The 15,884-nt window shown below is 57.6% G+C and carries 11 protein-coding genes; 3 read left to right on the forward strand and 8 right to left on the reverse strand.

Going from position 1 to position 15,884, the window contains the following annotated elements:
* Positions 1 to 43: 43 nt before the first annotated feature.
* From U6G28_06925 to ilvD, 4 genes are all read right to left on the reverse strand, one after another.
* On the reverse strand, positions 44 to 2,572 hold the full coding sequence (locus U6G28_06925) for an FtsX-like permease family protein (protein ID WRS29266.1): 2,529 nt from the start codon (positions 2,570 to 2,572) through the stop codon (positions 44 to 46).
* Positions 2,572 to 3,303: an ABC transporter ATP-binding protein gene (locus U6G28_06930; protein ID WRS29267.1), complete on the reverse strand. Its 732-nt coding sequence runs from the start codon at positions 3,301 to 3,303 to the stop codon at positions 2,572 to 2,574. The genes U6G28_06925 and U6G28_06930 overlap by 1 nt, the downstream gene beginning before the upstream one ends.
* Positions 3,304 to 3,551: 248 nt before the next feature.
* Complete coding sequence (gene manA / locus U6G28_06935; protein ID WRS29268.1) at positions 3,552 to 4,745, reverse strand: mannose-6-phosphate isomerase, class I; 1,194 nt, start codon at positions 4,743 to 4,745, stop codon at positions 3,552 to 3,554.
* A 9-nt stretch (positions 4,746 to 4,754) separates the two neighbouring features.
* A complete protein-coding gene (gene ilvD, locus U6G28_06940) occupies positions 4,755 to 6,629 on the reverse strand; it encodes a dihydroxy-acid dehydratase (protein WRS29269.1) in 1,875 nt (624 codons plus the stop codon).
* A 112-nt stretch (positions 6,630 to 6,741) separates the two neighbouring features.
* On the opposite strand from ilvD, the gene U6G28_06945 reads away from it, so the two are divergent.
* Complete coding sequence (locus U6G28_06945; GenBank protein WRS29270.1) at positions 6,742 to 7,791, forward strand: biotin/lipoate A/B protein ligase family protein; 1,050 nt, start codon at positions 6,742 to 6,744, stop codon at positions 7,789 to 7,791.
* Between the two features lie 159 nt (positions 7,792 to 7,950).
* On the opposite strand, the gene U6G28_06950 is transcribed toward U6G28_06945, so the two are convergent.
* On the reverse strand, positions 7,951 to 10,680 hold the full coding sequence (locus tag U6G28_06950) for a DUF3516 domain-containing protein (protein ID WRS29271.1): 2,730 nt from the start codon (positions 10,678 to 10,680) through the stop codon (positions 7,951 to 7,953).
* A 31-nt stretch (positions 10,681 to 10,711) separates the two neighbouring features.
* Here U6G28_06950 and U6G28_06955 point away from each other — a divergent pair, with 31 nt between their 5' ends.
* A complete protein-coding gene (locus U6G28_06955; protein ID WRS29272.1) occupies positions 10,712 to 11,479 on the forward strand; it encodes a fumarylacetoacetate hydrolase family protein in 768 nt (255 codons plus the stop codon).
* 243 nt (positions 11,480 to 11,722) lie between these two features.
* A complete protein-coding gene (locus tag U6G28_06960; protein WRS29273.1) occupies positions 11,723 to 12,556 on the forward strand; it encodes a glycosyltransferase family A protein in 834 nt (277 codons plus the stop codon).
* Positions 12,557 to 12,601: 45 nt separating this feature from the next.
* Here U6G28_06960 and U6G28_06965 read toward each other — a convergent pair whose 3' ends face one another.
* The 3 genes from U6G28_06965 to U6G28_06975 form a co-directional block, all read right to left on the reverse strand.
* Complete coding sequence (locus U6G28_06965; protein ID WRS29274.1) at positions 12,602 to 13,789, reverse strand: aminotransferase class I/II-fold pyridoxal phosphate-dependent enzyme; 1,188 nt, start codon at positions 13,787 to 13,789, stop codon at positions 12,602 to 12,604.
* Positions 13,790 to 13,889: 100 nt separating this feature from the next.
* A complete protein-coding gene (locus U6G28_06970; protein WRS29275.1) occupies positions 13,890 to 15,050 on the reverse strand; it encodes a HAMP domain-containing sensor histidine kinase in 1,161 nt (386 codons plus the stop codon).
* The gene (locus tag U6G28_06975) at positions 15,047 to 15,712 is read right to left on the reverse strand and encodes a response regulator transcription factor (protein WRS29276.1); all 666 of its coding nucleotides are present in this window, start codon (positions 15,710 to 15,712) and stop codon (positions 15,047 to 15,049) included. The genes U6G28_06970 and U6G28_06975 overlap by 4 nt, the downstream gene beginning before the upstream one ends.
* Positions 15,713 to 15,884: the final 172 nt, after the last annotated feature.

The following is a 15,884-nucleotide window of genomic DNA, read 5'->3' on the forward strand; positions in this document are numbered from 1 at the left end:
ACCGTCACTCTGCTCTACCGGAGACGTTTTCAGGTAGCCGCATCTATTCTGCCGCTAGGGCCTCCGTTGGGGAGACTCTAGCCGCGGTTCTTCCCGGTATCACCGATGCCAGCAGAGCCGCACCGACTGCGACCACAAGGATCAGGAACCACTGGGCCCAAGGAATCTGGATAATTCGGTTTTCGACTCCAATCGGGAGCGAGGTAAACCCGACGATCCCGAAGTACGCGCCGGCTATCATTCCGGCCACTGCTCCAACGCCGCTAATCAGAACTGCCTCCCATCCAAGCATCGATCGCATGGCCCGCTTAGTCATTCCGAGCGCTCGAAGTAGTCCGTTCTCCTTGACCCGTTCAGTAACCGAGAGCGAGAGCGTGTTGGTAACTCCGACTAGTGCGACCAGTACGGAGACCGCTAGCAGGGCGACCACAACCATTACGAGGACGTTTACGATGTCATCGATTGCCGAGCGCATTGCGACAAATCCGTCCACAGCTGCGTCGGGCGCAATCAGGCCAATCTCGGTGATGATTGCCTTGTAGTCATCAGGATTGTCCAGTTTCAGCCAGACCTGAACCGGCGTGGTCTCAAGGCCGAGTTGTTTGATAGTCGCGTCTGTCGTCAACATCAGTCCGGCATCAGCCAAAGCTCCGGCGGGCACTCCCTCAGTGGTTCCGCACTTGTCTCCAGCACATATCTCAACCGCCGATGCGGAATCCGCGCCCCACCAGGGCATTGTTATCTGTCCGGATCCGAGGTTGGGGATTGCACCTCGTACAACTTCTTCGGTGCCCGTGGAGTTCAGCAAGTACCCGGTCCAAGTCGCGCCCGTATCTAGGAGTTTCGCGTTGACCCACGCGCCCTCGACAGCGACAGCGTCGACCCCGTCGAGAGCTTTCATTTCACTAATCTGTTTGGCGGACAGTCCCTGCGAATCGCCACTTACCATCATGTCGATCGGGGCGCTCCCATCCATGGCTGCCTGAGAGGTAGCACGAAGCGATTGCGCGCCGAGGGTGAACATCGAAATCAGTGTTACCCCAATGAAGATCGCAATGCCCGTCGCTGCAGTGCGTCCCGGGTTTCTGGCGGTGTTACCCGCAGCGAGTTTGAAGGACTCGCGATTGCCGAGGGACCCGAACATCCTTGTGATTATCGGTAGTATCGCCGCAACGAACGTAATTACTGCGGCTGCGGTAGCGACTGCGGCCAAGAGGACCATTGGAAACGCATCTTCTTTTCCTTCCTCGGGGCCGTTTGCAAGAACCCAGGTTAAAATCCCAAGTCCGACGGTGATGACACTCGAAACGAGGGCAACGATCTTCCTCTTTCTCGTTACTCCCTGGATTCCTTGGGTATCGCCCGCCAGAGCGCGGATCGGTGGGACGCGGGAGGCTCTGACCGCTGGACGGAAGCCCGCGAACAGGGTAAATAGTGTTCCGACTAGCAGAAGTAGTGCGAATGCTCTCCAACCGACAGAAGTGAGTGCACTTAGGTACGAGGGCACAACGTCAGCCGTAAGCGCGATTAAGGCACCGCCAAACCATCCGATGAGGACTCCGATGAGTGAACCGATCAACCCAACGACCGCCGATTCCAGCAGCATTAGTCGTCGTACTTGCTTGCCGGTCGCGCCGATTGTCCTCAGTAAAGCTAGTTCGCGTTCACGTTGGCGGAAGACCACCTGGAAGGTTGTGCCGACGACGATTAGGGCAACAATCGAGGCGATGACTGGGAAGAGGAGCAACATCAGAGTCATTGTCCACTGGCTAGTGTTGATACTCTCCAGTTCCTGGTCCACCACCGAGTACGCCGTCTCAGTGAATCCGCCGTTCATACCGGCGGAATCCAGAGCATCAATCACGTCAGTTTTCAATGCGTCCTGCTGGCTTTTCGATGGCTTTGAACTCTCACCGGCGACAAGCAACTCCCATCCGGTCCAACCGGGGCTCAGCTTATCCATTGCCTCGGGAGTCACCCAGAGGTCAGTCACCTGGTATGCGAGCGAGCCGCCCTCTTTCTCACCGATCCCAACAATGTCTAGTTTGACTTCGGTCTGTGGACCCTCGGATTCCTGACACCCGGTGTCATCACAGACGAAGTTGTCCTGAACCAGGGCAAGGGAATCGCCTACACCGATGCCTAGACGCTCCGCCAGTTCGAGGGAGACGACTGCTTGATCTGGCGATGCGGGGAGCGCACCGTCCGAAAGTGGAATGGTGCCGAGTTTTGGAGTTGGAACTAGTGATGCGTGCAACCAGAGGTTCTCCTGACCAACCATCTTTCCCTCGTAGTACCCAGACTGATCGACAAACGTTCCGGCAACCGTGGGGACTTGGTCGAGGATTTTCTGGGCATCTCTTAAGTTCCGGCTATCATCGGGTCCGTCGCTCTGCACAACCACTGCTGCTTGGTCGTATCGACCAGCAACCCTGCTTTTGACACCCGCGTTGAGCGACCCGCCAAATACCAGCGCGGCAGCGACGAAGGCTACCGCTATTGCTACGGCAACGATCGTTGCCGTGTATCGTCTGCCGTGGTGTCTGAGGTTTCCTGCGACTAACTCGCGCATCAGGCGACCTGTTCGATGTGCTCGGAAGTGGGTTTCCACAGGTCGGCAGAGACTTTGCCGTCGCGCATGACGACCACTCGGTCTGATTTCTCCGCAACGTGTCTGTCGTGGGTCACCATTATGACCGTTTGGCCTAGTTCGTCGACTGCCGAGCGAAGTAGGCCAAGGACTTCCTGAGTGGAGGCGGAGTCAAGGTTTCCTGTTGGTTCGTCGGCGACAACAACTGCCGGGCCGGTTGCAAGAGCGCGAGCCAGGGCAACGCGTTGTTGCTGTCCCCCTGAGAGCTGAGAGGGGAGGTGGTGAAGTCGATCGCGCAGCCCAAGGGTTTCAACGACCATCTCAAACAGTTTCTCGTCCGTTTTGGTTCCCGCCAGCCGCGAAGGAAGAAGGATATTGTCCCGTGCATCCAGGGTAGGAATCAGATTGAAAGACTGGAACACGAAACCGATGCGGTCACGACGTAGGCGAGTTAGTTTGTCATCGGAGAGACTTCCGAGGATCACACCCTCGAGTTCCACCTCGCCAGAGGTAACGGAGTCCAGCCCGGCGAGCGCGTTCAGTAGGGTTGACTTGCCGGACCCCGACGGCCCCATGATTGTAGTGAACTCGCCTGAGCGAAACCCGATGGTGACGTTGTCGAGGGCAGTAACGGCGGTGTCTCCCTGACCGTAAAGCTTGCTGACCGAATCAAGTGCAGAGACGACTTGGGGCGCCTGGGGATTTCTGTGCATGGCCTAAGTGTTACATCGCTCAACCCGGGACGGCCTGGGTTAATCCCCTGAACAAACCCCGAAAGAGGATCTAGGGGACCCCAATTTGGCCCCTCGTGCGGATCTCCAATCACATGGGGCGGCGACACGCGGCGGTTCGCGGCCGAAAAGTCCCCTATGTGATTGGCAAACCAAACGCGGGGTAAAGGCGGCGAGTTCGGGCGGATGTCGCAAGGCCCTGAGCCAGAGGGGTGCGGGGACGGGACGGGCTACGGGACTCCGCAGACTGCTACCGTTCCATCTCCCTCGGCGACGGCACGGCCGTCCGTGTCCAGAAGGAAGACAGCGTCACCCTGATGCAGTTCAACCGAGCCCTTCATCGTGGTGACGCGAACGGAATTCTTGAGACACACCATCACCCTCGGTCCCGATCCAGGAAGAGGCAGAGGGGACCTAGCACCGGGCGCTTTTGGCTCTGCTGTCACTAGCTCAAAATCCTCGACAGGGGACCGGAAGTGGTTGATACCGGGGATCGGGTGTTCCGGCGCGATGCGAGTTGGCGGAACACCATCGAAGTCAGCGATTTCGAGGAACAACTCAGTATCAACATGCTTGCTGGTAAGACCCGCGCGGACGACATTGTCGGAGTTGGCCATCAACTCAAGTCCGATTCCTTGCTGATAAGAGTGAACCGTGCCGGTTTGCAGGAACGCTGTCTCACCCGGATCCAGGTGAACATGATTCATCAGGAATGCGATGAGTATCGCTGGATCGGGGCCGAACTGCGCCAGGAGCTTGACTGTCGCCTGGTCGATGAACAGATCTGGTGACTCACCCAACTTCACTCTTCGTTCGCAAGCGCTGACGAAATCGAGCACGTCGGCCGCGTCAGGACCGTCTTTCGGATCGAGAATCCATGAAACGACGGGCTTTATCCCTCGTCCGGTTGCCAGAAGTAGTTTGCGTGAGAGACGTGAGGCGGTCTTGCCGCCCAGATTCTCCAGGCGCTCACGCGCCTGACGTCGTACTGCAAAACCGATGAGCGCGTCGAACTCAGAGATAGCGTAAACCATCTCTGGTTTGTGGGTCTGGTCGTGAAAGATGCGCTCAAAGGCGTCGAACTTGACTCCGGCGGCCTCCTCTTCGTCGTATCCTCTTGCGGCCCGCCTGCGTCCCGGATGAACCTGAATCGAAAGCGCGCCCCGCGGAGCAATTAGCTTCACCAGATAGGGAAGTTCATCGCCAAACGTGAACTGCGTTGATGGCCCCAGAGTAGATTCCGGATCGGACTCGATCAGTGTTTTCAGATCGGAGCCATCCGGAAGCCCACTCGCCCCCAGGGGATGGGCACCGAACCAAAGCTCGGCTACCGGATCACTACCCGGTTCCACCCCAAGAAATCGGGGGATAGCATCGAATGACCCCCAGTCATGGTGCTTAGGAACACCAGTCAATACCTGCATTGGCCGCTCTCATTCGGGAACTACGCGATAGATGTCGCGAGCCGCCCCCTGTGAAGCCGAGAGTGCGGTCGCTCCGTAGAGTTTAAGGGCGGGAGAGACCCAGCGCTCGCGATTCTTTGGGGTCCATGGATGTTCACGCGCTTCTTGGGCTTCGCGGCGCCTCGCCAGTTCCTCGTCATCAACCAGAAGGTCGAGCCTGCGTTGATTGACGTCGATGAGGATACGGTCGCCGTCTTCGATCAGGCCAATGGTTCCACCCGATGCCGCCTCAGGGGAGATATGTCCGATTGAAATGCCCGAAGTTCCGCCCGAGAAGCGACCGTCCGTAATCAGCGCACACTTCGCGCCGAGGCCGCGGCCTTTAATGAATGAGGTTGGGTAGAGCATTTCCTGCATGCCGGGTCCGCCCGAAGGACCCTCGTACCTAATCACAACGACGTCGCCCGCCTCAACTGTCTTGTCGAGGATGCGGTCGATGGCCTCTTCCTGCGATTCCATGACGCGGGCGCGGCCTTCGAAATGGAATAGGGAAGGATCGATGCCAGCGGACTTCACGATCGCGCCGTCCTCGGCCAGATTTCCGTAGAGGACAGTTAGGCCACCGGAGGCAGTGTATGCGTGCTCGACATCGCGAATGCATCCGCCAGCAGCGTCTTTGTCGAGTTCCACCCAGCGGTTGTCGGTGGAGAAGGCCTCCGTGGTCCGCACGTTTCCCGGGGCGGCACTGAACAGTTCGATCGCTTCGGGGGAGGGATTCTCGCCGCGGATGTCCCACTTGCCCAGCCAAGATTCGATATCGGGGGAGTGAACAGTATGAACGCTGTGTCGCAGCAGGCCAGCGCGGTCCAGTTCGCCCAGAATCGCAGGGATTCCACCCGCACGGTGGACGTCTTCCATGTGGTAATCGTTGTGGTTCGGCGCAACCTTCGAGAGGCAGGGGATCTGATCGCCCGCCTCACCGATAGTGTCAAGAGTGAACTTGATGCCGCCCTCGCGTGCTACCGCGAGGATATGAAGTACCGTGTTCGAGGAACCGCCCATTGCCATGTCAAGGGAGATTGCGTTCCAGAAGGCGTCCTCCGTGGCAATGTTCCGGGGGAGAACCGAGTCATCCTCCTCGTCATAATAGCGATGACACATCTCGACGATGGTGCGACCAGCTTCCTCGAACAGCTCCTTGCGGGCCACATGGGTTGCAAGGGTAGAACCGTTGCCAGGCAGAGACAGGCCAAGAGCCTCAGTCAAACAGTTCATGGAGTTCGCGGTGAACATGCCGGAACAGGAACCACAGGTCGGGCAAGCCAGTTTCTCAAGCTGAAGCAACTCATCGTCGCTGATAGAGTCGTCGGCCGTTGCATTCATGACTGTGATGAGGTTCCCGTGACCGGTCTTTGATCCACCTATAATCGCGTCTTCGGGGAGGTTCTTTCCAGCCTCCATCGGGCCACCCGAGACGAAAATAGCGGGAATGTTCAGCCGCATCGCAGCGATCAGCATTCCGGGGGTGATCTTGTCACAGTTTGAAATGCAAACCATGGCATCGGCGCAGTGTGCCTCAACCATGTATTCGACTGAGTCGGCAATCAGCTCGCGCGAGGGGAGCGAGTAGAGCATGCCGCCATGCCCCATTGCGATTCCGTCATCAACTGCAATGGTGTTGAATTCTTTGGCGACTCCACCGGCCTCTTTGATCGAGTCAGCGACCAGCTTGCCCATGTTCCGAAGGTGAACGTGGCCGGGGACGAACTCGGTGAACGAGTTTACGACCGCGATAATCGGCTTGCCAAAGTCGCTATCGGTCATTCCGGTGGCACGCCAAAGTGAGCGTGCTCCAGCCATGTTCCTGCCGGCGGTTGAGGTTGCGGACCGAAGTCGGCGAGCCATGCTGCCTCCTCTAGGTGGTGTTGCCTGCTTCTGGGCAAGTCTAGTTCGCTCGCGGCTAGCACCGACTGTGCGTCCGAGCATACGATCGTTGGACTGGCGTAACCTCGTACGTATGCACGGTGAGTACAAAGAACAGGGCCAGAAACTAGTCGTTGTCGATGTTGAGCCTGATGGGGATTACGTCGGTAGCGCCCGGATCGCAGGGGACTTCTTTGCTGAGCCGGACGGGGTTATTATCCGCCTAGAAGCAGCGCTGAAAGGACTTCCTCTAGACGCATCTGCTAGCCACGTTGCAGGGCTTTTGGAAGAGACTCTCGAACCGGCCGATGTCCTGTTTGGACTCACCCCCTCGGGCATCGCGACTGCTTTTCGCCGCGCGGTTGGGGGAGCGGTTGACTGGGATGATCTCGACCTTGAGGTGATCCACGGTCCGTTCGTTTCGCCGGTCATTAACGTTGCCATGGATGAGACCTTGGTCGAGGATGTCGCCGCGGGAAGGCGCAAGCCGTTCATGCGAATCTGGGAGTGGGACAGTCCCCAGATCGTGATTGGTTCGTTCCAGTCATATGAGAACGAGATTGATCAGGCGGGCGTCGACAGACACGGGATCACCGTTTCACGTCGAGTCTCCGGTGGCGGTGCCATGTTCATGGAACCCGGAAACTGCATTACCTACTCTGTTGTGGTACCAACGGCCCTTGTCGAGGGAATGAGTTTCCAAGACTCCTACGCCTTCCTCGATCAGTGGACTATGGAGGCGCTTCGCAAGGTCGGAATCGAGGCGAAGTATGTCCCACTGAATGATATTGCCTCGCCCGCAGGAAAGATTGGCGGTGCGGCTCAGAAACGGTTTGCCAACGGGTACACAATGCACCACATGACTTCCTCGTACGATATTGATGCCCAGAAGATGATGGAATGTTTGCGAATCGGGCGTGAAAAGGTTCGCGATAAGGGGCTTAGATCAGCGGTTAAGCGGGTCGATCCAATGCGATCACAAACGGGCATGCCACGGGAAGACATCATCGACGAGTTCATCCGGGTGTTCGCGGAAAAGTACGACGCTCAGCCTGGGAGCATCACGGAGGACGACTTAGAGGTCGCACGCCAGCGTGTCGAAACCAAGTTCAGCACCCCTGAATGGGTCCATAGAGTTCCGTAACCCTCTTCCGGTTTGCCAATCAGATAGGGGCGCGACACGCCGGGTTTCGGGCGTGAAAAGGCCCCTATCTGATTGGCAAACTCGGGCTCACACAGGTCAACCAGCCGGTCTTACGCTCCCTGACCGTCCACGACCGTTGAAACCCTTGGGATCGATTACCTAGAGCGAACGGAACGCTCCCGTCCTAAGGACCGGTCGGTTCTGCCTTGTTGTCGCCGCGCGGTCTACCAACAGCACCAGTTGCCAGTTACCTTCGTCTTCCGGATCAAGGATCGCCTGGCGGACCAGAATCCAGTCGCGGTCGCCCTCCGCTGTGAGCGGGATAGCTGAGGCATCCGCGAGTCTCAGGGCGAGCAGTAGTTCAGTTTCGTCGGGATGCTGCGCGAGGGAGAAGAGGTCGGCCGCGCGGGCTTCCGGTCCAATACCGATTCGGTCATACTCGTCCCAGTAGGTTCCGAGTAGGGTTTCCCATTGCGTGGAGTCTGTGAAATCACTGTTTTGTGTTGCTTCACCGGGGAAAAACTCTACTTCTCTCTCAGCGAGCGCCTCGAACGCGTCGCGTGCGAGAAGCTCCACTCGAGCGAATGTTTCATTTCGTATTGCCCGAACCATTGCGTGAGGGTTGCGGACAAAGAGGACCTGCCCGCTTTCGTCGGCGCCGAAAGCAGTCTCGTCTTCGGCCTCTGCGGACGAGGACGGGCGAGACTGCCCGGACATCAAACCTTCCCACTCGGCAAGTAGCGAGGTATCCACTGAACCAAGAAGTTCACGAAGCCAGTCGGTAACCTGATCGATTTGATCCGTTTTGTAGGAGTCCGGGAGAACCTGACGTAACGCTCTATAGGTATCTGAGAGATAGCGGAGCAGCACTCCTTCGCTTCTGGTCAGGTCATATTTGGCGACAAATTGGGAGAACGTCAGGCCCTCCTCAACCATCTCCCGAACAATCCGCTTGGGTGAGGGCTCACGTCCCCTCACCCAAGGATTCGTGATGGCGAAAGTATGGAATGCAGGGGTTATCAACTCGCTGAGCGGTTGGGGCCAGGTGACGGCATCGATACGGTCACGTCTTTCCTCATACTCCAGTCCTTCTTCCCGCATAGCGGCGAATGCGATGTCACGTGCCTTTCGCTGCTGGGCGTAGAGAACTGCAGATGGGTCCTCCATCACCGATTCGATGACGGAGATAATGTCCATGCTGAAGTCGGCGGATTCGGGGTCAAGGAGGTCCAGAGCGGCCAGGGCAAACGGGGTGAGTGGTTGGTTGAGAGCAAAGTCGTCTGGGAGATCACGAACGACGCGTAACTTCGAGCCCTCATCGTTGCTCACCCGCTCAATGAGGCCCGCCTGCAATAGCGAGCGATAGATATCTCCGAACTGGCGCAGATAGGCATTGCGTCCAGGATCGAGAGCGGGGTTGGCTTCACGATCTGTGTTCGCCGCCTCCTTGGCAAGTCGGAGCAGTCTTTCCTCGGGGTCATCTTTGCCGTGGAGAACGTTGAGAAACATAGAGTGGCTGGTCTGGAAGCGTGGCACGAGCATCTCGGGTTCTGCGGCCACCAGACGATCGAACGTCGAACGGTTCCACGAGACAGTCTTGTCCCTTCCGCCGCTCCCTTTTTGCGACTTTCCCCCCAACTTTGCGGCGCGCTTCTGGAGCTTTCGTTGCTTTGCGGCGTCTCCTTCTTCCTGCGCAGCCGTCATCTTTGCGCGGCGCTTCACCGACTCAATTTCTTCCTCAGTTCCGAGCACGCGCACGGAGCCCTCATCATCAAAGCCCGGACGCCCGGCGCGGCCCGCAATCTGATGGAACTCGCGCGCGCTCAGATGTCGAGTTCGGCGGCCATCGTATTTCACAAGGGAGGTAAAGAGGACGGTTCTGATCGGAACGTTGATTCCGACGCCGAGGGTGTCAGTACCGCAGACGACGGAGAGTAGGCCCTTTTGAGTGAGGCGCTCGACCAGACGGCGATAGCGAGGGAGCATTCCTGCGTGATGGACGCCGACGCCCTTTAGCAGTAGCTCGCGCAGTTGCTTGCCGAAACCACGGTCGAGTTTCTGGCCCTGTAGTTCGCGCTTGAGTTGGTCCTTGTCGCGGATTGTGATCGGAACCGTGCGGGCCAGATCGACAGCGGTTTTGACAGCATCGGCCTGGGTGAAGTGAACGATATAGACCGGCGTTCTTCCCTCGTCAATCAGTCTTTCGACAACCGTTGGTAGCGGATCAACCAGGTAGTCGAACTCGAGGGGGATGGGGCGTTTGGCATCGCTGATTACTGCGACCTCACGTCCCGTTCGTTCTTCCAGATCGGCCGCGATTGCCGCGGTGTCACCAAGCGTTGCCGAAAGTAGGACGAACTGTGGTTTTGACAGTTCGATTATCGGCACCTGCCAAGCCCAGCCTCTTTGTGGGTCGGCGTAGAAATGGAACTCATCCATAACCACGGTATCGGCGTCAAGGGAAGAGCCTTCGCGAAGTGCCTGGTTCGCCAGAATCTCGGCGGTGCAGCAGATAATCGGCGCCTCGGCGTTTAGCGACACATCTCCGGTGACCAGGCCGACGTTGGCGGCACCGAAAACGTCAACCAGGTCGAAAAACTTCTCAGACACCAGGGCCTTGAGTGGCGCGGAGTAGTAGGACCTGCCACCTCGAGCCAGCGAGATAAAGTGGGCCGCCAGCGCGATCATCGACTTGCCCGATCCGGTCGGTGTCTGGGCGATTACGTGATTGCCTGAGAGAAGTTCGACCAGGGAGTCTTCCTGGTGTGGATACAGCGGTCTGCCAGTCGAATCCGCCCAGCTTGCGAAGGCATCAAGAAGTTCATCGGTGTCACCGAGCGCGCCTTGGTCTTCAAGGGAATCCAGGATTTCGTTCAGGGAAGCCTTCATACCCTGATCATCCCATGACTAAGCTGGTGACATGCGTATCGTGCGATTCTCAGATGGTGACTCCCCGAAGTTCGGTTTGCTCAAGGACGACTCGAATCGAGTGTTCGTGTTGAGGGGCGACCCGATGTTCTCTCCGATCGAACCGTCGGGAGAGGTTTTTGAGCTAGACGAGATCAGGCTCTTGGCCCCTGTGATTCCTCGTTCGAAGGTGGTTGCGGCGGCGCGTAACTGGCCGACCCACGCGCCGGAGAACATTCCCGATGAGCCGGTCATCTTTATCAAGCCAAATACTTCGGTTACTGGTCCGGAGGATCCGATTATTTATCCGGCTTGGTCGAATCATATTGAGCCGGAGGGTGAGCTTGCGGTGGTGGTGAAGACTCTTGCTAAGGATGTTCCTGTCGACCGAGTTGATGACATTGTTTTTGGGTACACCGTTGGAAATGATGTGAGTGCGCGCGACAAGCAGCGTAAGGATGGGCAATTTACTCGCGGAAAAGGGTTTGATTCCTCGTGTCCGCTTGGTCCGTGGATTACGGTTGACCCGGAGCTAGATATTGACAGTCTGCAGATCACAACCAGGGTTGATGGAACCCCGATTCAGCAGGGCAATACTGCGGACATGATCTTCCCGGTGCGGGAGTTAGTTTCGTTTGTTTCCCATTGTTTTACCCTGTTGCCTGGGGACGTGATCCTCACTGGGACTCCAACTGACTCGGTGCCGGTGCATCCGGGGGATCGTGTTGAGGTTGAGATTGAGGGAATCGGGAAGATTTCTAATCCGGTGATACGGCGGTAGCAGGCTGCGTCTGAAGTGAGTATCCGCCAGTGTGGCCGGTTTGTCCTTCGGGAACGGCATGGTTTCGGACGATGAGGGGCCACACCGGCAGATATCAGGGGTCTCCAGGCCGCCATCCCAGACCCTGCCGCCGAGTATCTGCCACAGTGGTCACCCTCGCGACCAAATTATGCGGTTCCCAAACGGTAAACCGGCCACGCCCCACTTTGGCAGGTACTCCGCCCAGTCAACTAGGTTCTTAGCATGAGCGCATACAGTGTCGTCATTACCGCCCATAACCAACGTGGTTTCGTTCGTGAAGCGGCTGAGTCAGTATTAGGTCAGTCGTTGGCCCCCGCAAAGGTCCTAGTCGTTGATGATGGAAGTACGGATGAGAAATCCATCGAGGTACTTGCGGAACTTGATAAGTTCCCGTGCGTTGAGGTTGTCCGGCAGCCAAACGGTGGGGTTTCCTCGGCCAGGAACCTTGGGATTTCGCTTGTCGGGACCGAGTACGTTGCGGTACTGGACGGTGATGACCGCTGGAAGCCCACGTTCGCTGAGAGCTCTGTTGAGCTACTGGATGGTGATGACAGACTTGTGGGAGTCTCCTCCTGGATGCGAATGTTCGGGGTGGCGACGGCGCTGGTACAACCCGGCGGCGGCACGTTGGTTGACTTCTTGAGTAGGAATCAGAGCCCCTCCAGCATCATGATGCGAAAATCAGCATGGCTTGCGAGCGGCGGATATGACGCGGCGATGCGGGACGGATTTGAGGACTGGGACTTCTGCCTCTCGCTGCTGGCGGACGGGGGAGCAATCGAGATAGTTCCCGAGGCTCTTATTGATTACCGGACTTCCTCGGTATCAGCGAACATTACCAGCATGAATGGCCGAAGCGAACTCTTTGGGAGACTGATCGACAAGCATTCCGACGACTATCGGGCCAATTACCGTCAGGTGCTCCTCGACCTCGACGATGGTCGCCAGCTTCACTTGCGCAACTGGGAAGAACTTGCTTCACAAGGCCAGAAGACCGCAACATTTGGCGATGGAGGCATGGCATCAGTGGTGAGAATAGAGTCAAGAAACAGCTGAAAATTGACTGGCGTGCTCCGACGAAGGGCTATTTCAGACGAGGGGCTATTTCAAAGGTGCCCTACTCGCGAAGTCCGCGATTCGCCCGACGGTCTCCTCCCACGGTCCCCGAGACATCGCGGCGTTCACCCGAACCCACTGCTCGTAGCCCGTTCCAAGAGAGACTCCCTCATTGGTCGCGACGGCATAGTCATCGAGTAGAACCTTCTGCGGCGTCCTGTCCAGGGCGTATGCGTCGAACCCAAGCCAGTTAAGGTAGGTTCCCTGCGGACGCGAGTAGTCAACGGCGGTATCGCGTAGCGCCTCGTCCAACAGCCTCACGTTGGCATCGATGGTCGCGATGACTTCGGCGAGCCACTCATCCCCATCGGTGTACGCGGCGATAGCGGCGACGGAACCCAGGGTGGTGGCATGATCGCGGGGATGAGCTAGGTCCCATCGCTCGCGAAGCTCCGCGTTTGGAACGATTACTTGCGAGGCGGGCAACCCGGCAACGTTCCAGGCTTTTGAGGCAGCTACCGCGGTAACCGTGTTGTGGGAGTAGGCATCACCGAGCGACGCGTAAGACACCATTGAAGCTGGATCCCCGTAGACCAGGGGAGCGTGGATTTCATCGCTAAAGATCAGAGCGTCGTACTTGCTGACCACTCGATTTAGCTCTTCAAGCTCCGGGACGCTTAGTACCCGACCGGTTGGGTTCCAGGGATTGCAGAGGATCAACAGACCTGCGCCCTTTGCTAACGCCGCCTCTATTCCTTCGAGATCAAGGGACCAAGCCTTCTGAGGATCGGCCGCGCCTGCGGAGTGCAGTGAGGGAACCTCAATCAGTTCGCGGTCGTGTCCCCCTGGAATCGTGAGGAAAGGCATGTAGTTCGGAGTCGGCACGACGATGGCGGAACCGGGCCGGGTGAGTTCCTCAATAGTTGTGTGAAGCGCCCCGAGAACGCTGGAGTGGGAGCGCACCCATCCCGGATTCACGGCCCATCCGGTGCGGCGTTCGAGGAAGGAGACAAGTGCGTTGATGGACTCCTCATCCGCCCACCTTGGCGGGTAACCGAGAAGACCATTTTTGATTGAGGAAACTAGGGCTTCCTCGACTGGAGGAGCCGTGGCAAAATCCATTTCCGCGACCCAGGCACCCATGGTTTCTTGACCGTCAGCGGTCTTCATTCCAGTCCACTTGAGGGAGCCGGTGTCGCGAAGCTGTAGTTCTGTCGGGTGCCAAACGGTCAACGTGGTGCTCCTATCGATTGTTGCTCTTGAGCCTAAACTACTCTGCAAAGTCAGCGAACATCCCGATCCCGCGCCATTGATGAACTCCAACGGGTAATGCTCAAAATGTCACTGTTACGCAGAGTCCTCCTTCGGGATTCGATTCCAGCGTCAACCGTGCGTTGCTTGCATCGGCGATACTCTGGACGATCGCAAGGCCCAGGCCGTGCCCAGTCTTTGCGGCCTGGTCCCTTCCTCGACTAAAGGGTTCGGTCAACTGCTCTACCCGAGCCGGGTCTACCTTCTCGCCTGTGTTACTTATGTGAAGTTTGGGGCAGGTGTCTGCTGTCAGTCGCACTTCTATGCTGCCGCCGTCGTGGTTGTGACGCACCGCGTTTTGTAGCAGGTTCACTAGCATTTGTTCGATCAGCACCGGATTCGCGAACGTTCGGGAATCCGGTGCGATGTCCGAGGTTATCGTGATGCCTCGGTCTGCGCTCTCCGCCGCAACGACGGACAGTGCGCCGCCCACAAGAACTCCAAGGTCCACCTCCTCGACGTTGTCCGAACGGTACTCGATTGCGGTCAGGTCTAGCAGCGCATCGACGGTTTCAATACTGCGCTCATTCATCTGCCGAACTCTGGACAGCGTTTCTTGTAAGCCCTCCACGCTGGGGGAAGGATCGGATGACGCGACATCGATCATCGTCCGCGTCGCTGCGAGCGGGGTCTGAAGCTGGTGTGACGCGCCCGCAGCAAATCTCTTATGCGACTCGAATGCTGCATCAAGGCGCGTCAGCATGTGGTCGAACGTTGCTCCGAGCCGACGTACTTCGTCATCGGGGCCATCGAGCTCAACGCGCTGCTTTAGGTTACCTTCCGAGGCATCCTTGGCGACCTGGCTCAGGGTGTTTATTGGCTGCAATATTCGACCGGCAATGAACCACGATGCCACGGCTCCCGCACATATCAGGACCACCAGGAAAACCAGTGAAATCAAAAGCTGCACGTTTAGCAGTGTCGTCGCGTCCTGAATAACGAACGTCGACCACTCAGACTGAATTGCGTCATCGTCTGGAGTTCGAACGATGGAGAGCGGGCTGAGCTCCTCCGTCTCAAAAGAAACGACGGTACCAACCTCGCGCATCAAGCCGTAGTGGGGCACGTAACGCATGAAGAAGTAGGTGGCAACGACCATTAGCGTGCCGACCAGCGCAAAGATGACGGAAAAAGCGAGGGTGAGCCGCCCCCGGATGGTTAGGCGAGCTTTGCGCGGGCTCATGCGCTCAGTCCAAACCTATAGCCAACGCCTGGGAGCGTCGAGATCAGACCCGGTTTGCCAAGGTGCTTGCGCAGTGTTGAAATGGTCACTCGAACCGTATTGGTGAAGGGATCGGCATTTTGATCCCAGGCTTTTTCTAGCAGGGTCTCTGCACTGACAACGCCGCCATCAGCGGCCATAAGGATTTCAAGGACCGCAAACTCCTTGTTCGTGAGGCGAACGAGGCGACCGTCGCGATAGACCTCCTTACGAAACGAATCAAGAACGACTCCACAGTTTTCAAGCGTTGGATTTCGTACCGGCCCGGTGCGCCTTGCCAGCGTCTTAACCCGTGCCAGGAGCTCCGGAAACTCAAATGGTTTTGGGAGGTAGTCATCCGCGCCGATTTCGAAACCCTCAAGTTTGTTGTCCAGTGTGCGCGCGGCAGTGAGCATTAGTACCCGCGTTGCTAGTCCCTGGTCGCCGATCCATCCACAGACCTCGTCTCCGTGGACCAGGGGCAAGTCTCGGTCGAGCACCACAACGTCATAATCATTGATGCCCAGAAGATCAAGGGCGCTTTGACCGTCGTAAACGACATCAACTGCGATTGCCGCTCGTGATAGACCCGTCTTGATTGCATCGGCCATGTAGACCTCATCCTCAACCACCAGCACGCGCATGGGTCCCCCTCTAGTTGCCGCTATGTTATTTTCCCAGAGTTCTCGGAACAGACCTATCTCAGCAGTGAATGGATAAAGACGGCGTAAAGATTTTTGCTAACGCTGACTTAACGCTCCGGTCTGTTTGCTTGTTCGTGGCGTGAGAACTGCTCGCGCCGGGAACGAAGAAAGG

Source organism: Actinomycetaceae bacterium MB13-C1-2 (assembly GCA_035621235.1).
Taxonomy (GTDB): Bacteria; Actinomycetota; Actinomycetes; order Actinomycetales; family Actinomycetaceae; genus Scrofimicrobium.

Coding starts and splice junctions, on each gene's coding strand:
- U6G28_06955 (WRS29272.1), top strand. CDS start 10,712: ATGCGTATCGTGCGATTCTCAGATGGTGACTCCCCGAAGTTCGGTTTG.
- manA (WRS29268.1), bottom strand. CDS start 4,745: ATGCAGGTATTGACTGGTGTTCCTAAGCACCATGACTGGGGGTCATTC.
- U6G28_06950 (WRS29271.1), bottom strand. CDS start 10,680: ATGAAGGCTTCCCTGAACGAAATCCTGGATTCCCTTGAAGACCAAGGC.
- U6G28_06925 (WRS29266.1), bottom strand. CDS start 2,572: ATGCGCGAGTTAGTCGCAGGAAACCTCAGACACCACGGCAGACGATAC.
- ilvD (WRS29269.1), bottom strand. CDS start 6,629: ATGGCTCGCCGACTTCGGTCCGCAACCTCAACCGCCGGCAGGAACATG.
- U6G28_06945 (WRS29270.1), top strand. CDS start 6,742: ATGCACGGTGAGTACAAAGAACAGGGCCAGAAACTAGTCGTTGTCGAT.
- U6G28_06960 (WRS29273.1), top strand. CDS start 11,723: ATGAGCGCATACAGTGTCGTCATTACCGCCCATAACCAACGTGGTTTC.
- U6G28_06930 (WRS29267.1), bottom strand. CDS start 3,303: ATGCACAGAAATCCCCAGGCGCCCCAAGTCGTCTCTGCACTTGATTCG.
- U6G28_06975 (WRS29276.1), bottom strand. CDS start 15,712: ATGCGCGTGCTGGTGGTTGAGGATGAGGTCTACATGGCCGATGCAATC.
- U6G28_06970 (WRS29275.1), bottom strand. CDS start 15,050: ATGAGCCCGCGCAAAGCTCGCCTAACCATCCGGGGGCGGCTCACCCTC.